Origin of the sequence: Chitinophaga rhizosphaerae (genome assembly GCF_003958645.1) — a bacterium.
GTDB lineage: Bacteria > Bacteroidota > Bacteroidia > Chitinophagales > Chitinophagaceae > Chitinophaga > Chitinophaga rhizosphaerae.
In genome coordinates this window covers 364100-387214 of the sequence record NZ_RXLO01000006.1, presented here as the reverse complement: position 1 = coordinate 387214, position 23115 = coordinate 364100, and the positions used below count along the sequence as shown (strand labels likewise).

The following is a 23115-nucleotide window of genomic DNA, read 5'->3' as shown; positions in this document are numbered from 1 at the left end:
GCTAAAAAGAACGATCATGCAACGCATTACCAAATATACTTACGCGCTTTTGCTCGGCGCTTCCCTCGGCCTCGCTTCGTGCGACAAAGGTTTCGAGGAAATGAACACCAATCCCAACGCCTCTACGAAACCGAACGTCGATTACCTGTTCTCACAAAGCATTTTGCAGGGGAATTACGTGTACGACCGGGTGTACTTCTACACTTCCTACCTCACCTGCGGCGCGTTCGTACAGCATTTCGCCTTCGGGAAGGAAGTGACGCTGGCGGGCAGCGGTGATAAATACGGGCAGGTAGACAGCTACCAGGGCCAGTATTTCCGCTTCGCCTATACGAACGTGCTGACTACGCTGGGAGAACTGATCCGCACGGCAGACGCCAATCCCGACCTCGTCAATAAATCCGCTTCCGCCCGCATCTGGCGCGTACTGATCCAGCAAAGGATCACAGACCTGTACGGCGATATTCCGTATTCCGATGCTGGAAAAGCCGCGACAGACCGCGTGTACCAACCGAAATACGATGCGCAGTCGGCCGTGTACGACGGTATGCTCCGCGACCTGGAATCCGCTATCGGCGCGTTCAACGACGGAAAAATGAAATTCGGTGCGGCGGATTTCGTGTACAGGGGCGATATCGCCAAATGGAAGAAACTCGGTTATTCGCTCATGCTGCGCATTGCCATGCGGATGACGAAAGTTGCGCCGGACAAGGCACGCGAGTGGGCGCAGAAAGCCATTGCGGGAGGGGTCATCATGCAGGAAGCGGAACAGGCGGTGGTACTGTACGGCAGCGGTTCGCAGAATTATAACGTGAACCCGGTAGTGTTCGAGATCGTTGGGCAGGATATCAAGCCCGGTTCCAAAGGTGCGGACAATACCGAGAACGGCAAATTCAGCAAAACTTTTATCGATTTCCTCAAGGCTAAAAACGATCCGCGCCTGCCGGTGATCTCGGTGGTGTGGAAAGACGGGAAGCCCGATACGTCGGCAGCCATCCAGCGCGGGATGCCGAACGGAACAGACGGCCGGCCGGATGATTTCGTGACCTATTCAGAGCCCAATCCCGCCACCGTGCTGCAAAACTCCGCACCGCTGATCGTAGTGTCTGCCGCGGAAATGCGGTTCCTGCTCACGGAAGCCATCCTCCGCGCATGGACTACCGGGAATGCGGCGCAGACGTATAAGGAAGGGATCGAGATCGCGATGCGCAACTGGGCATTGTTCGGTGAAGGCGGAAGGATCGCTCCCGACAAGATCAACGCCTATACTACAGCGAACGCCCTGAATATGGCCGGTTCCTTCAACGACCAGATGAACCAGGTCCACAGCCAGTTCTGGATCGCATCGCTGTTCGACGAGCAGGAAGCGTACGCCAACTGGCGGAGGACGGGCTTCCCCGTACTGGTGCCGGTGAACGCGAAAGATAATATGACGAACGGTACCATCCCGCGCAGGTTGCCTTACAGCAGGACAGAGCAGGGCAGCAACCGTTCCAATTACGATGCCGCCCTGGCGCGCCAGGGAGCCGATTTACTGACAACCCGCATCTGGTGGGATAAATAATGCCGATGCGGACATTTATCCTGACTATTGTTTTACTGGCGGCCATGCCAACAACGAGGGCCCAACGGGCCGGTGCTTCCCCACACGGAGTGCCGGCCCCGCGGGCTTCCGCGGCCGCGAATCCCCTGATCCCCGCACCGGTAAGCATAAAGGCGTCATCCCGCCGGGCGAATACGGCGCTGGCGGCATCAGCATGCTGCTGGCCGACGAATTGATTATCGAATAAAACAGGATGATGGCTTTTGTGATCGTTGCAATCTGCATTGTTATACTGGTGATGTTGCTGACCTGGGGAAAGATGAACGCTTTCCTTGCATTCCTTCTTGTATCATTGATCGGCGGCGCGTGGCTGGGCCTCCCGCCGCCCAGGATCCCCGCTGCTTTGCAGAAAGGCATCGGCGATACGGTGGGCGGCCTGCTGTCTATCCTCGCGCTCGGCGCCATGCTGGGCAAACTGGTGGCCGAAAGCGGCGCCGCCCGGCAGATCGCGCAGGTACTGGTAGGGTTCTTCGGTCCGAAATATGTGCAATGGGCCTTGATGGTAGCGGGTTTCATTATCGGGATACCGCTGTACTACGGCGTGGGGTTCGTGCTTATGGTACCGCTCATCTTCTCCGTCATTTACCGGTATAAACTGCCCGCCGTGGCCACGGGGCTCCCGGCGCTGGCGGCGCTTTCCGTCACCCACGGCTTCCTGCCGCCGCATCCTTCGCCGGTGGCGCTGGTAAGTGCTTTTGGCGCGGATATGGGGAAAACGTTGGTGTACGGCCTCGCAGTCGCCATCCCGGCCATCGTCATCGCCGGACCGCTCTTTTCCATTTTCCTCCGCCGGATTCCCGCCGGTGGGTCCGCTCTCTTCCGCACAACGGAATCCGGACCCGCAGATGTGCCCATGCCCGGCAAAGCCGCCAGTTTCTTCACCGCGCTATTGCCGGTTTTACTGCTGATGGCCGGCGCGGCAGCACAGCACTTCTTTCCGGGAACGCCCGGGCTGCAATTCGCCGCAGACCCGGCAGTTGTGATGCTGTTTTGTATCTTCACCGCCACGGTAACGCTGGGGATCATGCAGGGCCGCGATATGACATCGGTCATGCGCACCTGCGGCGAAGCCGTGAAAGACATCGCCCCGGTATTGCTTGTGATCGCCGGGTCGGGGGCTTTGAAACAGGTGTTGACGGAAACGGGCGTCAGTGAAAGGATCGCGGGCGCCATGCAGTTGTGGCCCGTGCCGCCCTTAGTGCTCGGCTGGGTGATGGCGGCCATCATCCGCGCTTGCGTAGGTTCCGCCACCATCGCCGGGCTCACGGCCGCCGGCATGCTGGCGCCCATCGTGAATGCCGGTTTGGCAGACCCGAACCTCATGGTATTGTCTGTTGGCGCGGGAAGCCTCATGTTCTCGCACGTCAACGATGCGGGTTTCTGGATGTTCCGGGAATATTTTTCCCTCAGTATCAAAAGCACGCTGCTGTCGTGGTCCGTCATGGAAACGCTGGTTGGTGTGGCCGGACTGGCGGGCGTGTTGCTATTAAATTCGATCTTATAAAAACAGGATATCTTATGACTTACAATGCAGAAGAGCAGTTTGAGAAAACCGGGCTGGTATTGCCGCCGGCTCCCGCGCCGCTGGGCGTTTACAAGCCTTGTCTGGTAGACGGGAAGTACCTATATCTTTCCGGCCACGGGCCTGTGCAGAACGACAAATCCCTCATCATCGGCCGCATCGGGAAAGATATGGACATGGAAGCCGGCAAGCTCGCCGCGCGACAGGTGGGCCTTACCATGTTGTCGACCATCGTGACGCATCTCGGCAGCCTCAACCGTGTGAAAAGAGTGATCAAAGTACTGGGAATGGTGAACTGTACGCCGGAATTCGAACGGCATCCGTATGTGATCAATGGCTGCAGCGAGCTGTTCGCCGCGGTATGGGGCACGGAAAACGGGATCGGGGTGCGCAGCGCCGTAGGTTTCGGTTCGCTGCCCGACAATATCCCCGTGGAAATAGAAGCACTGTTCGAATTGCACGATGATTGAAAGCATTGATTACCGGGAAAAAAATTACATTGCCGGAAAATCACCGGGTATGCATCCTGCACTTGCCACTTTCGGGGAATTATTGCTGAGGCTGCACAGTGGCGGCGACAGCCGTTTCCTGCAATCCTCCGGGTATATTCCGTATTACGCCGGCGCGGAAGCGAACCTGTGCGTATTGCTGGCAAGACTGGGCATTCCCGCGCAGTATGTAACGCGGGTGCCGGAAAACGATCTCGCGTTGGCCGGCATCGCGCAATTGCGCGGGCATGGGGTAGGTGTGGAAAAAGTATTGTACGGCGGAAGGAAGCTCGGATTGTATTTCACCGAAACGGGCAATCACATCCGGCCTGTCCAGGTGATTTATGACCGCGCCGGCAGCGCGTTTTCCGAATTGCAACCGGGAATGGTGAACTGGGACGGCGTTTTAAAAGATCAATCCCATTTCCACTGGACGGGCATTTCGCCCGCACTTTCCGCTACGGTGGCGGATGTATGCGCAGAAGCGATCGATGCCGCGCGCAGCCGGAATCTCATCATCTCCGCCGATCTCAACTACCGCTCGCGCCTCTGGCAATATGGCAAACATCCGAAAGAAGTGATGCCCGCATTGTTGAAGCATTGCCACATCGCCATCGCCGATCTCGATGCCTGTCTTGTATATTTCGGCATGACGACCGACCCCTCGCTGCCCTGGACCCGCCGTTTCGAGATCGCGGCGCAGGAACTGCAAGCGCGCTTCATGCCCGAAACGCATACGCTGGCCATGAGTTTCCGCGTGCCCGAAAACGATCGCCTGCATTACACCGCCGCGCTCATGAGCGGCGGCAAAGCATATTTCAGCCGGTTGAAGATCACGCTTCCACAGGTGAAGGAAAGCATCGGGACGGGAGACGCCTTCGCGGGAGGGCTTCTCTATGGCACTATGACCGGCCTGCCGCCCCAGGAAACCATCGATTTCGCGACGGCCTGCGGCGTGCTGAAACAAAGCATTCCGGGAGATTGGCCCCTGTTCTCCAAATCCGAAGTGGAAGCCATGATGGCGCAGGGGATCAATACGCGGATTTCGCGGTAGCGAATTCGAAGCAGATAATTAATTTCAGGCAACTATGAAGTAATTGAATATTTTAAATACCCCTTCCCGCATTATTTAAAATGCAATCCCAACTCCCGTAACCGCTTCCTGTCCGTAATCGGCTGCACCGGCGACCCCGGCGTATACAATTTTGCCCAGATCGATGCAGGGTCGAAGACGTTCAGGCGCGATGTGTCGTTATGGAAGATCGTCAGGTAGCGGTCGCGGGCGTAGAAGAAAGTTTGTCCGCCGTTAGACATCCCGAACAGATCGTTCGATGTGAGCATCAGGCCTTTTTTCAGCGTAAGATTGCTATCCAGCACCAAAAGCCGGCTGTTTTGCGTGTATACCATTACATCTCCCGATGCCGCGTTGTAAAGTTGGTCTTTCACGCCTTCCGCTACTACAAACGACCGTGGTGGAGTTTTCTTTCGGAAATCGTACCTGAAAATGGTATCGGCCGCGTCGCTGGTGGCGCCCGGTTCGGAATGGGTGTTCCGCAACATGATGGCGTATCCTTTCCCCATATGGATCCCGATCGGGAAGCCGGGCAGCGATTCCGTGGCGCCGTTGTTGAAATTTGAAATATTCACCCCATTTACCTTACTGAACGCGAACACATTGATCGGGCTCGTTCCCAGCACCACGGCAAACATTTCCGTAGCCAGGTTGGCGTAGGCATAGTGAATGTCCCGGTTGAAAGGGGCGTCGTAAATGAGCGTATCGGCACCGTTCAGGATATTACAGATGCCGGGCGTGCCCCAAAGCGGGGAACCGTCGTCCGTGAAATCGGTGAAAGTGATCTCGCCGGAAATGCGGTGCAGTTCCACACCGGTTTCGCTGACAACATGCATTTCCGGGTAATATCCGAGATTGTATTCCAGGTACATGAATTTGCGGCGGTCGCGGGAAACGGTGACGGTAGACGAGGCCGCGAACCGCGCGAACACCTTTCCGTATTTGTTCAGCAGCATGATCCTGTCCCTGCCGTTTTCCACATATGGCACGATGAGGTTGCCGGAAGCCGTTGCCTGGATGTGATAGGATTCATGCGCGTCGTTCGCGTATTTCAGGATTTCGGAGACATCATGCAACTGCTGCCCCGTTTCCAGGGGGATACGGATGGTTTCATCTTTCGCGGGATCATAGAGGAACCCTTCATTCCGGAGCCAGTACATCGCCCGCATCCGGTTGCTGCGCGAATTGCCTTTGGTCGATATTCCGGTTGGTACCATTTCCTCGCGGATGGTGCGTTTGCTCACGGCCACCAGGTTCGATCCGTTTACGAAATAGGCATACGGGACGGAATCGAATTTCATGAGGTTGGCGCCCTGGATGGTGCTGATTTGATAGGATTTCAGGGAGTCCTGGGTTTCCTTGGGCAGCATGTTGTAGAGCACGAGCTTCCCGTCGTCAGACAAATCGATGTCCAGCGCGTCTACTTTCACGAACGGCATGGAGTAGGTGGATACGGCGAACAAAGCCTGCGATTTCTGAAGCTGCATGATTTCCTGCAGTTTCTCGTCCACCATTTTCGCATCTTCCCCATAGACTTTATCCCTGAATACCTTGAATAGCCCCAGCGCTTCCCTGGCGTCTTTGCCGGCGAGGTCGAACCCCATGTACACGAGGCTTTCGTTGCGGTTGAATTCCCGCTGCAGTTTGCGGACGTACCATATCGTGAACGTGATCCCCACGAGCAGCAGCACACCGATCACCCAGCTGTACCGCCACAGCCGCTGCCGGAACTTCTGGCGCTTTTCCTTCAGCAGGTCTGCATGCCTTTTATTTACGCTGGTCCTGTAAAACTCGATCACTTCTGCCGGAAGGCTCAGGCGTTTCATGTATGGCTCGTAGGAGGCGATCTCGCGGAGGCTCAGCAGCTCGCTGGTGTTATTCTTGTAACCTTCGTACCGGCTGATGATCTGCTTTTCGGTGAACCCCGTTTTTCGCTGTTCCTCCGTCCTCCGGTTGTCTATCAACCCCGCCAGGATATCGTGCGCCAGTTCATACGTCTGCCCGTCGCTCCGTAAAATTTTATTCTTCTCCAACTCCGTCAAACAACTCGTCATCAAGGCCGACGAACGCCCTTGCAAATATGGCGGAACCAGCCCGGTAAACCAGATGCCATCGTTCACACGGGCATACGGCAGCGGCCGCTTCGTGCCTTCGCTCGTCACAAAAGCGTCGAGCACATTGGCCACGAAATCGCCTTCGATATCCGGGAAATCCTTTTCCAGCTGCTCCTGGATCACATGGATCCGCTCGTGCATGAAACGGTCCAAAACACGCTGTAAACTCCCGAACTGCCGGATGATGGTGCTGTTCACCGTCAGCGGCGGCCAGGCGGAACCGGAAGGCTCGGGCTTGTCGGGCGTGTTCATGTAAACCGTCCGCCAGAGCTGGTCTAGGTAGATCTGCAAATAGGGGAGCGACACGGTTTGCCTTTCAGACAATACGGAGATGATCTCCTTGGCGTTATCCGCGCCCTGTTCCAGCCGGATGTTGAACCGTTCGCAACTTTTTACGATCACCTCTTCCACGTTCCGGTTGCTCATGGGCTCGATGCGCAGCCGCCGGTCGCAAAAATCAGGGATAGCGCGCTCGAACGGACTGAGTCCCGCGAAAAATTCTTCCCGCATGATGAGGAGGAAATTGCAGAACTGCAAATCCGGATCGCATAAAATATGATCGATGATCTCGATGATCGTTTTCTTTTCCTCTTCCGTTCCCATGATCAGCAATTCCTCGAACTGGTCGAAAATGAGGTAAACCGACCGGAGGTAGCGGAGATTGATGCCCTTGAGCGCCTCGTAAATCTTCTGCGCCGCGTCTCCTCCGCTGCGGCTGCGCAAAACGGACGACGCCTGTTTATACGCTTTTCCGCCAGACAGCGAATTGGACGGCATCTCCCCGGAGAAAGGATCGGCGGCGGATTGCGTGGCCGACAGCAAAGATTCCACCAGTTGATCGCCGCGGCGGATGAACAGGGGGAACCAGTCGGTATCGTCCATCCGGTTTTGCAGCCCGCACTGCACAATGCTCGTTTTGCCCGTGCCGCTGGTGCCGTACACGAGCACGAGGCGGTTTTTGTGGATGTGCTGGTACAGGGCATTCACTTCTTCGTCGCGGCCGAAAAAGATGTTGTAGTCTTCCCTGCCGTAAGGATCGAGGAATTTGAAGGGGCTATTGAGGATGCTGTTCATTACGGTGCCGGGGTTAATGCCTGCTGGGCGAATTGCCGGAAGGCGGTGAGTTGTTGGCAGATGGCTTCATACCGCCCCTGTTCCTGCTGTTCGTTCCGCGCAAAACGGCGGTTGATGTTGATGCGTACATGGTCGAGCGGCTCATCGGGTTTGGGGACCGTCCGGAAAACGTAGGTATCGTCTGCCGGTTGGTACTGCCCGAATATGACGAGGTTGGAGCGGTCAGACCGGCTTTCGAAGGTATTCACGTCTACCACGAGGGGTGAAAGATTGAGGAATTCCAGCGAATCGCCTTTGTACTGGCGCCTTTCCACGTTGAAGACGGGGAGCATCTGCTTGGTGAGCACCACGCCGCTGTTGTCCAGGTGATGGGCGAGCAGGTAATAATTGATTTCGTGGCTGGCATTGGAGTTCATGAGTTTGACGACCTGGTGGTCGAACACAGTGAAGGTATCGTGCCGGTATTTGTTGATACGGATATTCTGGATGCTGGTGAGCGTGTAACGATGAAGGAACCCCAGCCGCTCGAACACCGTGCTGAGCATGTCTTCCGCCCGGATGCAAAGTGCGGGCACTTCCGCCTCGGGGATCTGCTGGCCGCCCGCAGCCCCGAAACCCGAGTACGTGGCCGACCGGATGTATTGCAGGAACACGCAGGCCTCGCTAAAGGACTTGTTCAGCGGATCGTCGTCGCGCAGGGTGGACAGCTCGCTCACGAAATACTGCACATCGGCCAGCGAATCGATGTATTTGCGGATAGACCGGATCATTGCGGAATAATCGTACACGGAGCGGTCGGCGATGGAAAGACTGAAATATTTATCGAGCAGCTCCATCATTTCATCCGGCAGGTTTTCCACTTTCCGGGTGATTTTCAGTTCCCATAACTGCGAGATCATGATGATCCCCATGAACTCCGACGCGATGTGGAACGCCCGCCCGATCTGTTCGAGCCTTTTGATGCCGGGCTGCTTCAGCCCCTCGGCGCCATATTCGGCCGCGAACAGCGTTTTGAGCTGAATGGCGATGGGGTGGGGTAGCACGTCGAGGATCGTTTTCTGCAACATATTGTCTTCGATGATTTCCGTACGCCGCCGGTCGTCGATCTGTTTGGCAGGCAGATTACCGTCTTTCACGAGCGCGTTGAACAGTGCCTGGGTCAATTGCGCATTGGGTTCATACGGCGGCAGCGGCTTGTTCGGCTCGCTGGGCAGCGGGTTTACGTCTACCGCCGCGGCATTGTTGAAAAACAGCCCCCAAAACGGTTCGCGGGGTGTTTTGCCGGGCAGGTTGAGATCGCGGGCGGGCGGTGCGTCCACGCCCAACGGCACCTGCGACGCGAGTTGCGCCGATTTCAGCGCCGCGTCGAACGCCTGGCGGATGCTCATCCTTTTGGTACAGACGTTTTTGAAGAATTCCACGCCGAAAATCCGGGCCGACAAATCATTTACCGCAGCTGACGTGGCGATCACCGCCGGAACGCCCAATGCCAATAATTGGTCTACCTGCGCGCCCGTGGAGCAGCCGTTGAGGATCACCAGCCGGAGGGCGCCCGCATCCGCACTGGGTTTCAACAGGTAAGCGAGGCCTTGTCCGTTGGCGGCCTGGTCGGTAAACAGGAGGGATTGTTCGCCGGCATGACCGGCATAGTGGAAAATGGCGATCTCCGCGCCGTAAGTGGAAAATGCGTTGTTGATGTTGGAAACGGTGGCGAAAGACTCCCGGTGAACGCTGTAATCTCCCCGGTTGGCGGCGATCAGGGTATTATGGATGCCCTCGTCTTCCTCCGTCACCGATTGCAACGGGGCCTGCGGAAGATTTGCAAAGGCAATGATGATCTTTTTCATGACTGATATGGAATTGGGGTAAATAAAATCCTTGCTGCACGATGGAAATCTCGACTTTTGGAGTTAATTTGGAGTCACAATCTATTATCTAAGATACGATTTTTCAACGAATTAGTCAGGACGCGATAACCCCAGGAACAAACGAAGCGGTGTATTCGGTATAACCCCGGAATTCCTATTTAAATTGAAGCAGTATATATGCAAGATCGTCGATTTTATGCGGCTTTCGCCGGCATAAACGGGTACCCCGACAGTCCGCTCAGCGGCTGCATACAGGACGTGCTGAAAATGGACCGCCTCTTCCGCGATCAATGCGCGGCGCAGGAAGGCCTCAGCTATCATCCTGCCTATTATCTCCAGCCCAACGCCGCCGACCTCCGGCTGCTCGATAAATACGCCGCCACCCTTGATGCCCCCCTCACTTGGCTGCCGCCTACTTTCGATAACTTCACGCAAAAAATATTCACGCATTTCGCCGGCGCCAAAGCCGGTGATATCTGTGTTTTCTTTTACAGCGGACATGGTTCCCAAACGCCCGCGCCGCCCGAATTCCATCGGAACAATCCCAGCCGGAAGCTGCAGACGTTCGTTTGTGCAGACAGTCGCACCACGGCGCGCGACCTCACCAACAAGGAATTCGCTTACCTGCTCTGGAAAGCGTTCGGGAAAACGGAGGCGCATTGCCTCGTGATCACGGATTGCTGTCATGCCGGCGGCAATACCCGCGCCCTCGCGCCCGCGGACGCTGCGGGCGAATTCCGTCCCCGTTTTCAGTCGGATGGCGATACGGAACTGGCCTTTACCGATTTGCTGGGGCACGATGTGCCGGGGTTTTTCAAACTGGAAGACGGAGAGATGAAACCCGAAATCGCCGGGTATATTCATTTCGCGGCCTGCCGGGCCGATGAGCTGGCGCAGGAATCCTGGCGCGGAGGGCTCTTTACGGCGCGGCTGACCGATACGCTCCGGGCCAACGGCGGGGCCACCTCGTACCGCGATCTCATGTGGCGGCTGCAAACCGTCGTGAATACGGCTGCGGCCGATCAGCATCCGGTCGCTTTCGCGGCAAAAAATGCCGACCTCGACGGGAGGTTCCTGTCGGGCGCCATGTTGACCGTTGTGCCGCGGTACGAAGTCTTGTTCGATGTGAGCCTCCAGCGCTGGAAACTCTTCGCCGGCGCGCTGGAGGGCCTTTCGCCGGGTGCAGTGGTGGAGGTGCGGGACGGGGATTTCCGGAAGGAAGTGGAACTGCAGGAAGTGGAAGCCCTTTTTTCCCTCATGGATATCGCGGAGCTGGACACGGCTACCCAAACGGCCAGGGCATCCCTGGTGCGGGCGGCGGCTCCGCGGCTGACGATCGTTTCGGCGCCCGATCCGGCATTGGAAACGGCGTTGGGAAAAGAGCGGTACCCGTTGGTGGATGTGAAGTTCGGGAAGGATGAAAGCGCGGGCTATGAAGTGTTCCGGCCGGAAGACGGTTCCTATATATTATTGGAGAACGGCGACACGCTGCCGCTTTTCCGCAGAACGGCCAGCCCGGAAATGTTCCTGCGATACGCACAGCGCATTGGCGCCTGGATGGCCTCGCTCGACTGGAAGCGCCTCGATCCCCGGCTGGCCCGTGAACATTTCGAGCTGACGTGGAAAGTGGTGGAAGGGCGCAACCGCCAGGCGGTAACAACGCCGGCAACGGACGATCTCCTCGAACTGCATTACCGCGACGGGAATCCGCCCGCGTTTCGCCTCAGCATTGCATTGAAGGCCGACGCCCCGGTAGAAAAATGCTTCGTTCGCGTGCTGTATCTCGGCAGTAAATTCGATATCTACCCGAAACTCATTCACGACGGGGAAGGCCCGCTGACACGGGGCGGCGGGCCGATCGAGCTGGCTTATGTCGATAACGGCAGAACGGTGTACGATATCCCCGTTTCCATCGACGAACAATACAGGGCATACAACAAATACCGCATACACGATTACCTGAAGATCGTTGTTTCCACCGCCCATTTCGACGTAACGAAATTCGAGCAGGACGCGCTGGAGCTGGATGCCCCGGGCAGCCGGGGGCTGGGTAATTCGCGCGGGTCGGAGGAAGATGCGCGGGAAGGCGTGGCGTGGTCGGTGTTTACGGCCCGCATCGCCACGGCGTTCGATGGATTGGAAAAAACAATGGGCGCGGGAGAAAAAGCGAAGCTTGGTCCGCTGGAGATACATACGCCGGCGGGTTTATCAGGGAAATTTTCCCTCATTGCGGAAGGGGAAGTTGCGCCCGTGGAATCCTCCGCCTGGGGGACCGGTCCATCCGGCAACGCGCTGGACGGCGGTATGGCGGTGTTGCGGGTGGAAATGTCTGGAGACCTCCGGCCGGAGGAGCCTTTGAACGTTTTACTGCCGCGGCCCCTGGCAGAAGTCCGGCAATTGCCGCCGCATGCCATCGTTCCGTTCGTGGCGGATGCGGATGCTTACCGGCCCGCGGGGTTCCAGGGAAGTTCCGGCTTCGTGACGATCACCGACGTTCCGGCAACCGATCTCCGTTTCAGGCGCATCTTCCTCCCCGAAAAGAATTCCGGCCTGCGGATCTACTCCCGCGAAAACGGTCTCTGGCAACAACGCACCGGTTTCGACCCCGCAATACCCGCCGCACTGCTGCTCGACGGTGTTACCGGGGATTCGGAATGCATGTGGCAGGCGTTTTCCCTACGGCCCGATGCGCCGGCGCAGCTGCTCCGCTTCGATTTTTCGCCGGCAGTCGACCTGTCCGTCGTCGCGGAAAGCTTGCACGCCGCCATCGCGGGCCTCGGCGCGGGGAACGTGGCGGTCATCACCAACGGCATCGGCGGGCAACTGGCGCAAATGGCGGAAATCCTGCAAACGGGCACGCTCGTTTTTTCGGGGGATGAGCGCGAAGGCCGGACGTCGGGCGATTTGCTGCGCATGATGGCTTTCGCGGTGCGGGAAAACGGTGTCGTGAAAACAGCCATCCCGGCATTGGCAGCCACGCTTCAACAACACGCGAAACATACACCGGCCACGGTAGGCAACGGATTATATCCCGGTTATCTCCAGGACGAACAAATCATCTCATCGATCTTACATCAAATCATTCCACATTAAACTGATACGACATGTCTAAAGGCTATTCCCTGCACATCGGGGTGAACAAACTGGACAAGGCGCATTATTTCGACGTGCCCGAATTGAAAGCGGCCGTTGCCGATGCGAAATTCTGGAAAGCGTTCGCGGAGCAGAACGGCTATAAATCCAAAAAACTCCACAACGATGAAGCTACCGCTTCCGCCGTGCTGACCGCCCTGTCGGATTATGCACAGCAATTGCAGGCGGGAGATATTCTCCTGCTCACCTACGCCGGCCACGGCAGCCAGATCGGTAATGATAAAGTGACGGGGCTGGACAACGAGCGCAACGACCAGACCTGGTGCCTGTATGACCGGGAACTGCTGGACGACGAGCTGTTCGAAGCCTTCCGGAAATTCGGGGAGGGTACGCGCATTCTCATCGTGTCGGATAGTTGTCATTCGGGAACTATCGCCCGGGTGGCGAAATCCCCCCAAACCCTCAGCGAGCACCTCGCCGCCGGCCTGGAAAACGCGACGGAAATGCGGGGTCTCCGTTCCCGGAAACTGCCGCTGAAGCAGGAACAGGATATTATGGAGACCTATGGCCCCACGGTGTACGGTCCGCTGCAGGACAAGTTCCGCGCAACGGCCCAGGCGGCGAACGTGAAAGCGGCGGTGAAGCTGCTGGCCGCCTGCCAGGACGATCAGACTACTTTCGACGGTGAATCCAACGGCGTGTTCACCGAATCGTTCATCGAGCTGTTCCGTAAAGCGGCTACCCGCAGGAAAAACGCGCCGGAACTGATAGACGCCATCCGCGAAAGATATTATTATCCCCGCCCCAACTTCTTCGAATACGGCGCCATCATCCCGACTTTCGACGCCGCATTCCCCTTCCAGATCGAAATTCCCGATGCGGCGGTCGTAAAAGGTTCCCGCAAGCCGGACCTCAAACCTGCGCCCGCAGGCCGCAACCTGACAAAAGAAGAAGAGTGGGACGAAGTGAAGGTGAAAAGGAACGCGCAATTGCTCGTTACCTGGAAAGTGCCGCCGGCCAAAGACATCGATCCCGGGAAAGACATCGATATCCTTGAAAAAGGGGCGGATTACCTCGTGCTGGAAATGAAAACCACCCCGCACGAGCACAGCTGGAGCGCGGCGCATGCCCTTCGCCAGAGCCTCCTCGCCGCAGGGCTGGAAGCCGTCGTGGAACCGATCATGAGCGTGTCGCCCGCGCAGGACAAGCGCGCTACCCGCGAGGGAGACGCCAATAACCCGGACTATATCCGCGAATGGCCGCCCGCCATGGGGGAGGCCGCCATCGGCTGGCACCTCGGGGATGCGCATTCCCAGCTGGCCAAAGCCACGGCCGAAGTGCAGGCCATGCCCGGCGCCCACGTCCGCATCGCGCACCTGGATACCGGCTACATCGCCGGCCATCCCGCGCTTCCCGAAAACCTGGACCTCCAGCGCCAGCGCAGCTTCGTGAGCAAGGAGAATCCAAATTTGGCGCAGGATAAACCCGAATCCGGGCAAGACGGCCACGGGTTGGGCACGGTTGTTTTGCTGGCGGGCGGAAAAGTGACGAAGGCACAGACGTTCGGGGAATACGAAGGCTATATTGGCGGCGCCCCGGTAGCCACGGTGGTGCCCTGCAGGATTTCCGAATCGGTGGTCATCATGAACGACCGCACTTTCGCCGAAGCGATCGAATACGCGATCGGGGAGGGCTGCGAAGTGGTGTCGATGTCCATGGCCGGGAAACCCAGCCAGCGGATGGCGCGGGCCGTGAACCGGGCATACGAGGCCGGGATCGTGGTGGTGTCTGCCGCCAGTAACTGCTGGTACAAGGGCACCGGCGCCCTGTTGCCGAAATGCGTCCTTTTCCCGGCGGCTTTCGAGCGGGTGATCGCGGCCACCGGCGCCATGTACGATCATAAGCCCTACGATGTGGATTTCCTGCGCGAAGGCTCCGAGCGGGCCATCAGCACGCAATATATGCAGGGTTCCTGGGGCCCGGCGTCGCGGATGACGCGCGCCCTGGCCGGCTATACGCCGAATACGCCCTGGGCTTCTTCCGTCCACCCGTTCGTCAGGAGCGGCGGCGGCACCTCGTCGGCCACCCCGCAGGTGGCGGCCACGGCGGCGCTGTACATCGCCCGGCATCGCAACGAAATGGAGAAAAAAGGATATTATGACGAAGGAAAGAAATGGATGAAAGTGGAAGCCGTTCGCCATGCGCTTTTCACCAGCGCCGCGAAAGGGAATGTTTTCGCCGACTGGAAGAAATATTACGGGAACGGGATCATCCGCGCCTGGGACGCCCTGCAGGTGCCGGTAGCGGAACCATCCAGACTGGTGCAGTCGCCCTCGGCCGAAAGCAGCTGGTGGGGGATCGTGGAGATCGTGGGCTCGTTCTTCAAGCGCCGGAAACTCTTCCGCAGCGCAACGCCCGTGCCGCCGGAAGATGCCCTGGCGGCGGAGCTGCTGCACCTGTTGCAGACCGATCCCCAGTTCTACGAGCTGTTTTCCCGCATCGACCTGTCCAACCCCGTGGAGATCGAAGCGACCATCGGCCAGCCCGGTTTCCGGGACAAAGTGCAGGCTTCCCCCTATGCATCTTCCTGGCTGAAAGAGGCGATGATGATGTAACCGCTACGGCTGTTTCCCCGGGAGCGCTTACCAAAATCAGCCGGCATACTGACCGGCGTCAGTGGTGTTGTAAGCGTGCCGGCCGATATTTGCATTAAGATTTAAGCAATTTTAGTGTTTTTCATAGGATATGGTTTATAGCGCCACAGATTCTTCTGCGGCGCTTTTCTTATTTTTGCATTATATTTATTGTCCGTGATAATCAGAAGGAGTCCTGATTTGAAACTATGAACAAACCGCCCGTACCACAAAACGAAGCTGCACGCCTGCGTGCGCTGAGAAGCTACAACATCCTGGACACGTTCCGGGAAGAAGAGTATGAAAAGCTGACGGACCTTGCGTCCCGAATCTGCGGCATGCCGATTTCGCTCGTTACCCTCATCGATGAAAACCGGCAATGGATCAAAGCGAAAACCGGGCTCGATGTGGGGGAAACGCCACGAAGCGAATCCATCTGCCAATACACGATTTCCCATTCCGACCTGTTCGAAGTCAATGACGCTTCGAAAGACACGCGTTTTAAGGAATTGCCCGGTGTTTCCGGTGATGAGCATATCCGGTATTATGCCGGGTACCCGCTGATCGACCGCGAGGGTTTTGCGCTGGGGGCGCTGTGTGTGCTCGACCGCAAGCCCGGCGTCCTCAACCGGGAACAGAAGGAATCGCTTAAACTGCTGGCGGAAATGGTGGTGTCGCTCATCGTGGAACGGCGGAAAAATATTGAAAGGAGCTATTTCGAACAGCTGTTCGAACTGTCGCAAGACCTGATGTGCATCGTACAGGCAAATGGTTTTTACCGGAATGTGAACCCGGCTTTCACGAAAACCCTCGGTTGGGAGGAACGGGAACTCATGATGAACCCGATCCTGTATTTCGCCCATCCCGACGATGTGGAAATCGCGGAGAAAAACCTGACCAACATCCGCGGCGGAAAAGACAAAGTCAACTTCACCCGCCGTTTCCGCACCAAAACCGGTGCCTACCGGCTCATACAGTGGGCGGCCAATTCCGATCCCGATACCGGAGACATTTTCGCCATCGGGCGGGATATCACCGATGAACGGATAAGGGAAGAATTACTGGAACAAAGCCAGAAGAAACTGAGCGCCTTTTTCGAACACAGCCAGGGCCTCATGTGCACGCACGATTTGCGGGGAAAGATCATTTCCGTCAATTATGCCGGGGCTAACCTGCTCGGATATACGGTGGCGGAAATGTCGAAAATGAACCTGGCCGATCTGCTGCCCGAAACCCACCGCTTCGAATTCACCGCCTATTTACAGGAAATCCGCGATAAGGGAATGGCCGCCGGGCAAATGACGACGGTTCACCGCAACGGCACCCGGCGCATCTGGATGTTCAGCAATGTGCTGGAAACCGGACAGAACGAAGAACCTTACGTGATCGGCAACGCCATCGACATCACCGAACGATACCTGCTCGAAAAAGACCTCGCCCGCACCAAGGAAATGCTGGAACAGACCAATGCCGTTGCGCGGGTAGGGGCCTGGGTGGCGGAAGTACCGAAAAACAAACTGTACTGGGCAGACATGACGCGCGAGCTGCACGGCGTTCCGCACGACTTTGAGCCCGACCTGCAGGCCGCGATCGGCTTTTTCAAGAAAGGCGAGCATCAGAACAAAGTGATCCGCGCCGTGAACCGCGCCATCCGCACCGGCCGCTCGTTCGACCTCGAAGTGCTGATCGTCACCTGGCAGGGCGAAGAACGCTGGGTGCGCACGCAAGGGCATGCCGATTTCGAAAACGGTGTCTGCAAAAGGCTGTACGGCGCCTTCCAGGACATCAACGATAAAAAGAAAGCAGAGCTCGAAATATCCAGCTCCCGGAAACTGTTGCAGGAAGTGCTGCAATCGGCCTCCGAAGTGAGCATCATCGCTACAGACAAAACAGGGGTGGTCACCCTCTTCAACCGGGGCGCGGAAAGGCTGCTCGGCTATACTTCCGAGGAAATGATCGGGAAAGTGATGGCGCATGTCATCCACGATAAGGAAGAAGTGGAAGCCCGGGCGAGGGAATTGTCGGAAGAAACCGGCGAAAACGTAACACCCATGCGCGCCTTCATCTATAAAACGGAGCGCGAAGGGTCGGAACAACGGGAATGGATATATGTAAAGAAAGACGGTTCCCGCTGTATCGTATCGCTCGTGATGACGCCCATCCGCGATATCCGTAACCAGGTGACCGGCTACCTCGGCATCGCCACCGACATCACCAAGCGCAAGCGCATGGAACAGGCCCTCATCGCCTCCAAACAGCAGGCGGAACAGATGAGCAGCGCCAAATCGGAATTCCTCGCCAATATGAGCCACGAGATCCGAACGCCGCTCAACGGCATCATCGGGTTTACGGACCTGATCATGAAAACGAAGCTCAACGGCCAGCAGCAACAATATCTCAACATCGTGCACCAAAGCGCCAACGTATTGCTAAGCATTATCAACGATATCCTCGACCTGTCGAAGATCGAAGCCGGGAAACTGGAACTGCACAACGAGAAGGTAAAACTGTACGGCCTCGGACAGGAAGCCATCGACATCATAACCTACCAGGGCCGCGAAAAAGGGCTCGACATCCGGTTGTGCATCTCGCCGCAATTACCTGCCTACATCCATACAGACGCGCTGCGCCTCAAACAGGTGCTCGTCAACCTCCTCGGCAACGCCGTCAAGTTCACGGAAAAAGGGATGGTGGAACTGCGGATCAGCTCCATCGCCGTGGCGCGAAATGGCGACACCACGTTCAAATTCGAAGTGCGCGATACCGGCATCGGCATCAAACCCGACAAGCAGGAACGGATTTTCGAAGCCTTCGCGCAGGAAGACGCATCCACCACCAAAAAATACGGCGGCACCGGCATCGGTCTTGCCATCTCCAATAAAATCCTGGCCCTCATGGGCAGCAAACTGCAACTCATCAGCTACCCCGGATCCGGCAGTATTTTCTATTTCTACGTGACGTTGCCCGTGGAGCAGGGCGATGCGGCAGACGATGCAACGGCGGGCCGCGACGAAGGACAGCCCGAGGTTTCGCTGGAACACCGGCAGGTTACCGTGCTGGTGGTGGAAGACAATACCGTGAACATGCTGCTCACCAAAACGATCATCCACAAACTCATGCCATCCGCCGCCATCATCGAAGCAGGCAACGGGCTGGATGCGGTCAGGATTTTCCGGGATACGCAGCCGGACCTTATCCTGATGGACATACAAATCCCCGAACTGAACGGCTACGAAGCCACCTACAAAATCCGCGCGATGGAATCCGATGGCCGCGTGCCCATCATTGCCCTGACAGCCGGCAATATCAGCGGGGAACGGGAGAAAAGCTTTTCCGCAGGGATGGACGACTTCCTTCCGAAGCCCATCGTGGAGGAGACCCTTGCCGCCATTCTCCGGAAATGGTTGCCGGATGAACAGTCTGCCGATGCGGAGGCGCGGAATGACGCGGCAGCGGACATTTCCGCCAACCAGCATTTCGATATCAGCGTACTGAAAAGCTACCTGGGCGACGATGACGATGTGTCGAAAGACATTCTCCTGCTCACGGCCTCGGAATTGGATAAATCGCTCGAAGCGTTGGAACAGTTCGTAGAGGAAGGGAATCTGAAAGGCGTTAAATCTATCGGGCATAAGCTGTATGGAACGTCGGCCAGTGTGGGCATGCGGGAACTGGCGCGCCTGGCGCGCGTGCTCGACATGCTGACAGAATTCGAACCTGGCCAGGTAAAGGCGCTGTGGCAGGAAACCCGTGACGAAATCGCCCTGGTGAAGGAGTTGCTGAAGAAAGAAATTGAAAGATAATTATGATTGTAAAATTGCCGAAGTTGCATGAGTGGATACCTGCATTTAACAGGTTTCTCCTATTGTCTTTATTACTATTCCTATTGATTTTGGTGCTCCGCGCCATCGATCTTTTTATGATCGGGACGTTCCCGGTGCCGTTGCAGACGATCATTGGCCGGGCGCTCTGGGCGGATGTGCTCACGTTCCTGTCCGTCATCCGCTGGATCGTGCTGCCGTTCCTGCTGCTCTACATGCTGGTGAGCCCCCGGGCCGGCAACGCTTTTTACATTTCGCTGATCGTCCTGTATGTGATAGTCAGCTTTTCCCTGAACCTGTATTTCCACCAAACGAGCGTGCCTTTGGGCGCCGACCTGTTCGGATATAATATGCACGACATCAAGCAAACCGTGGGGGCTGCCGCAGGCTCCGTGCCAACGGCCACGCTGACGGGCCTCGGGGTAGCCGTGGCCGTGTCTGCCGTGGCGATCGTGCTGTTCGTGAGAGGCCGCATCCGGGGCGACCGGCGCGGGTTCTGGTTCGTACTGGCCTGTATTTTGCTTTTCTGGATACCTGTTTCGCGGTCGCTCACCCGTAGCGGGTTGCGGTCCGAATATGCAGGGAATATCGTCCTCAATAAAACCGGTTTCTTCCTCGCCAAATCGGCCGATTACTTTTTCCCCGGCGATGCCGCCTATGGCGTAGCGGGGGAGGATTTGAAGGGTGACCCGCTGTTTACGAATAAATATTTGAAGCCGGACGCGTTCCCTTTCCTGCACGCGCAACCGGCGGGGAACAACCTCCAGCCGTACTTCCGTGCCGATTCCGTGAAGCCCAATGTAGTGATCATTTTAGTGGAAGGGCTGGGGCGTGCCTTTTCGGGCAACAACGCTTACCTGGGGAGTTTCACGCCTTTCCTGGATTCCCTCGGGCGAAGGAGCCTCTACTTCGAAAACATGCTTTCCGGCGGTGGACGGACGTTCGCCGTGCTGCCCACCATGCTGGGATCGCTGCCTTTCGGCAAAAACGGTTTCGCGGAAATGGCACCCGGTTTGCCCAATTCCCTCACGCTCATGAACCTCGCCCGGCATAACGGCTATGGTGCCAGGTTCCTCTATGCGGGAGACGCCAGCTTCGATAAAATGGACCTTTTCGTCCGTAACCAGGGCGTGGATTCCATTATCGATAAATCGTCGTTCGGCGATGGTTACCACCTGCTGCCGGCCAACAGCGGCGGGTTTACCTGGGGGTATGGCGACGACGAGCTGTTCCGTAAATACTTCGATGCCACGCCCGATTCCGGTGCGCCGCGGCTGGATGTCATGCTGACCGTTTCCACGCACTCGCCGTTCAAGATCCCCGACCAGGCACATTACAACGCCCTGGCGGAGCAACGGATCAAATCATTGAAATTAACGGCGGAGGAAACTGCGGCGCATATGCAGTACCTGAACGTGTATGCGTCGGTGATGTATATGGATGCGTCCATACGGGGCTTCTTTCGCCAGCTGCAATCCAGAAAAGACTATGCGAACACGATCGTGCTCATCACGGGCGACCACCGGCTGCCCGAGATCCCCATGCGCTCGAAGATCGACCGGTACCATACGCTGCTGCTCGTACATTCGCCGCTGCTGAACCAGCATACCCGGTTCTCGTCCGTTTCTTCGCATTTCGACGTGGCGCCTTCCTTTACGCGGCTGCTCGCCGGCCAATACGGCTGGGATATCCCGCAGGAGGCCACCTGGGTGGGCACGGGCCTCGATACCACCCGCGCTTTCCGCAATGTGCATCATTATCCGCTCATGCAAACAAAAAACGACCTGGCAGATTACGTGGCCGGACCGTACTTCATGAATTCCGGATCGTTGTACCGCATCCTCCCGAATTTGGACCTCGAGCCGGAAGACGACGAGGATACCGCCGGGAAACTGGAAGCCGGGTTTGCTGCATACCGCAAACGGAACGACCGTATGGTACAAACCCGCCAATTGCTGCCGGATTCGCTCTATAGCCGGTATGTGCGGAAGTGAGTTGAAAACTGATTAATCTTTCGACATTAAAACAAGAAGGTGCCTCGTCCGAGGCACCTTCTTGTTTTAATATGTTCGGACTCCCGGTGATTCGTCGTCCAGTCCGGGGCAAGCTTTCACCGCGGTATATTTTTGATGCGGTTAGAAGCGGCGCATGAGGCTCACGCCCAGGTTGATCTGGTTGCCATAGGTGCTGGGCCGGAATTCTTCGTAATACCAGGTGCCGTAAAGGCCGATGATGTTCTGGCGGAGGAAGGTTTTTTGCCATCCGAGGTTCAATTTGTACGACATCAGGCTGTTATTGATCTCGTAGTTGATATTGTTTCGCTGGTCGTCTGGCGAAATCCCCGTTCCGATGCCGAAGAGCCAGAAATCGTCGGCCCCTGCGGTATAATAGCGTGCGTTAAGGTTGAAGGATTTGGAAAGGTTGTCTTCTCCCGGCGTGAGGTAAGTCCGGAAGTTGAACCACCAGCTGCGCCAGTATTTACCTAGCGAGGCGGTGTATACCCAGGTGGAACTGCTGAAATACAGGTACCGGAAGCCCAGTTCCGCTTCGAAGCTCTTGGGCAGGTTGGCGTAAAGGGAGAAGCCGGCACGGTATTTCGGGAAGATGGAACTGTTGGAATAACCGGCGCCAACGTAAGAATAAAAGGTGTTGGAGAAGCGGGGATAAGCCTCCACTTCGCCCTGCACGCCGTCGTCTCCAAACTTCTTTGCGTAATTGACCCGTGCAAAAACCGACCCGATCGGGGTTTGCCGGCCGTAGGCGAGGCTCAGCATATGCCAGGGGTCATCGAACCTTTTGTCGAAATACGTATAATCGTAGCTGAGGTCGAGCTTGTTTTTGCGCACCTGGTCGCGGATACCGCTGAGGAGCGATCGGGCGGCGGCGTTATTGGGATTGATGGCCAATACTTTATTGGCGTAAAGGGCGGCTTCCTGCAGGTTTTTCTGGAACCCCAGCACACGGGCTTTGCGAAGCAACAGCTCCTCGGACCGGGGATGGTACTCCAGTCCTTTATTGATGTGCTGCATGGCTTCTGCGGGACGGTCGTTCCAGTATTCCAGATCGGCGATGGCCACGTAGGCGTCTTCGTACGCTGGTTTACGCTGGAGGATATACTGGAACTCGGCGCGGGCGCTGTCGGTTTTGTCGCTCCAGGTGTAGATACGTCCGAGGAAAACACGGATATCGGCGTAGTCGGGGCTTTGGGTGAGGGCCTGGCGGCAAAGACGGATCGCTTCTGGATAATCTTTCCGGTCGAAAGCGGCTTTCCGGGCCAGCTGGAAGAGCTCATCGGAATCCTGCGCCAACGCAACAATCGATATCATGGCGGCGATAACGGTCAGAAGGATATGCCTCATATTTGTCGGTGTTCGGTTTTTATTGCCTGATAAAGATATAACTTCTTCCAGACCAGCGAAATATTATCTATTTTTGTACTCGTGTTAACACGTATATTCCATGAAGATTCTAATTGCGGAAGATGATAACCTCATCCGAAAAACCATCGAGATAAAACTGGCAAAAGACGGCTATGAAATCATATCCTGTTCCGAGGGCAACCAGGCGCTGGAAAGCATCCGCTCCGAAAAGCCCGACATCGTGCTTACGGATATTATGCTGCCGTCCGTTTCCGGTCTCGAGATCGTAAGTGCCATCAAGCAGGAAGGGAGCCCCATCAAAGTGATCGTATTGTCGACCATGGGGCAGGAAAATATCGTGGAAGAAGCCTTCCGCCTCGGCGCCGACGATTACATGACCAAGCCTTTCAGCCTGACGGAATTATCGATCCGCGTGAAAAAACTGATTCAGTCCCGTTAAACCTTAAA

The 23115-nt window shown here is 56.8% G+C and carries 12 protein-coding genes; 9 read left to right on the top strand and 3 right to left on the bottom strand.

Translation table 11 applies throughout. The features are described 5' to 3' along the window. Positions 1–16 precede the first annotated feature (16 nt). The 4 genes from EJ361_RS16505 (at position 17) to EJ361_RS16490 (ending at position 4667) form a co-directional block, all read left to right on the top strand. Complete coding sequence (locus tag EJ361_RS16505) at positions 17–1564, top strand: SusD/RagB family nutrient-binding outer membrane lipoprotein (protein ID WP_126246745.1); 1548 nt, start codon at positions 17–19, stop codon at positions 1562–1564. 235 nt (positions 1565–1799) lie between these two features. After that, positions 1800–3107 carry a gluconate:H+ symporter gene (locus EJ361_RS16500; protein WP_126246744.1) on the top strand — a complete coding sequence of 436 codons (1308 nt, stop codon included), beginning with the start codon at positions 1800–1802 and terminating at the stop codon, positions 3105–3107. 14 nt (positions 3108–3121) lie between these two features. Further along, on the top strand, positions 3122–3595 hold the full coding sequence (locus EJ361_RS16495) for a RidA family protein (protein ID WP_126246743.1): 474 nt from the start codon (positions 3122–3124) through the stop codon (positions 3593–3595). 49 nt (positions 3596–3644) lie between these two features. Continuing rightward, the gene (locus EJ361_RS16490) at positions 3645–4667 is read left to right on the top strand and encodes a sugar kinase (protein WP_126246742.1); all 1023 of its coding nucleotides are present in this window, start codon (positions 3645–3647) and stop codon (positions 4665–4667) included. 71 nt (positions 4668–4738) lie between these two features. Here the strand turns inward: EJ361_RS16490 and EJ361_RS16485 are convergent, their stop codons facing one another. Both EJ361_RS16485 and EJ361_RS16480 read right to left on the bottom strand, forming a co-directional pair. Next, positions 4739–7873, bottom strand: a complete 3135-nt coding sequence (locus EJ361_RS16485) for an ATP-binding protein (RefSeq protein ID WP_126246741.1) — start codon at positions 7871–7873, stop codon at positions 4739–4741. After that, on the bottom strand, positions 7873–9720 hold the full coding sequence (locus tag EJ361_RS16480; protein ID WP_126246740.1) for a CHAT domain-containing protein: 1848 nt from the start codon (positions 9718–9720) through the stop codon (positions 7873–7875). Before EJ361_RS16480 ends, EJ361_RS16485 begins: the two co-directional genes overlap by 1 nt. A 198-nt stretch (positions 9721–9918) precedes the next feature. Here EJ361_RS16480 and EJ361_RS16475 point away from each other — a divergent pair, with 198 nt between their 5' ends. The 4 genes from EJ361_RS16475 (at position 9919) to EJ361_RS16460 (ending at position 21282) form a co-directional block, all read left to right on the top strand. Next, positions 9919–12834 carry a caspase family protein gene (locus EJ361_RS16475; protein WP_126246739.1) on the top strand — a complete coding sequence of 972 codons (2916 nt, stop codon included), beginning with the start codon at positions 9919–9921 and terminating at the stop codon, positions 12832–12834. An 11-nt stretch (positions 12835–12845) separates the two neighbouring features. After that, entirely contained in the window at positions 12846–15449 is a 2604-nt protein-coding gene (locus tag EJ361_RS16470; RefSeq protein ID WP_126246738.1) for a S8 family serine peptidase, read from the top strand. 227 nt (positions 15450–15676) lie between these two features. Further along, complete coding sequence (locus tag EJ361_RS16465) at positions 15677–19270, top strand: PAS domain S-box protein (RefSeq protein WP_126246737.1); 3594 nt, start codon at positions 15677–15679, stop codon at positions 19268–19270. A gap of 62 nt (positions 19271–19332) precedes the next feature. Next, a complete protein-coding gene (locus EJ361_RS16460) occupies positions 19333–21282 on the top strand; it encodes an LTA synthase family protein (RefSeq protein WP_164714294.1) in 1950 nt (649 codons plus the stop codon). A gap of 141 nt (positions 21283–21423) precedes the next feature. Here the strand turns inward: EJ361_RS16460 and EJ361_RS16455 are convergent, their stop codons facing one another. Then, entirely contained in the window at positions 21424–22647 is a 1224-nt protein-coding gene (locus tag EJ361_RS16455) for a YaiO family outer membrane beta-barrel protein (protein ID WP_126246735.1), read from the bottom strand. 100 nt (positions 22648–22747) lie between these two features. On the opposite strand from EJ361_RS16455, the gene EJ361_RS16450 reads away from it, so the two are divergent. Further along, entirely contained in the window at positions 22748–23107 is a 360-nt protein-coding gene (locus EJ361_RS16450; RefSeq protein ID WP_126246734.1) for a response regulator transcription factor, read from the top strand. Positions 23108–23115: the final 8 nt, after the last annotated feature.

Coding starts and splice junctions, on each gene's coding strand:
- EJ361_RS16505 (WP_126246745.1), top strand. CDS start 17: ATGCAACGCATTACCAAATATACTTACGCGCTTTTGCTCGGCGCTTCC.
- EJ361_RS16500 (WP_126246744.1), top strand. CDS start 1,800: ATGGCTTTTGTGATCGTTGCAATCTGCATTGTTATACTGGTGATGTTG.
- EJ361_RS16495 (WP_126246743.1), top strand. CDS start 3,122: ATGACTTACAATGCAGAAGAGCAGTTTGAGAAAACCGGGCTGGTATTG.
- EJ361_RS16490 (WP_126246742.1), top strand. CDS start 3,645: ATGCATCCTGCACTTGCCACTTTCGGGGAATTATTGCTGAGGCTGCAC.
- EJ361_RS16485 (WP_126246741.1), bottom strand. CDS start 7,873: ATGAACAGCATCCTCAATAGCCCCTTCAAATTCCTCGATCCTTACGGC.
- EJ361_RS16480 (WP_126246740.1), bottom strand. CDS start 9,720: ATGAAAAAGATCATCATTGCCTTTGCAAATCTTCCGCAGGCCCCGTTG.
- EJ361_RS16475 (WP_126246739.1), top strand. CDS start 9,919: ATGCAAGATCGTCGATTTTATGCGGCTTTCGCCGGCATAAACGGGTAC.
- EJ361_RS16470 (WP_126246738.1), top strand. CDS start 12,846: ATGTCTAAAGGCTATTCCCTGCACATCGGGGTGAACAAACTGGACAAG.
- EJ361_RS16465 (WP_126246737.1), top strand. CDS start 15,677: ATGAACAAACCGCCCGTACCACAAAACGAAGCTGCACGCCTGCGTGCG.
- EJ361_RS16455 (WP_126246735.1), bottom strand. CDS start 22,647: ATGAGGCATATCCTTCTGACCGTTATCGCCGCCATGATATCGATTGTT.
- EJ361_RS16450 (WP_126246734.1), top strand. CDS start 22,748: ATGAAGATTCTAATTGCGGAAGATGATAACCTCATCCGAAAAACCATC.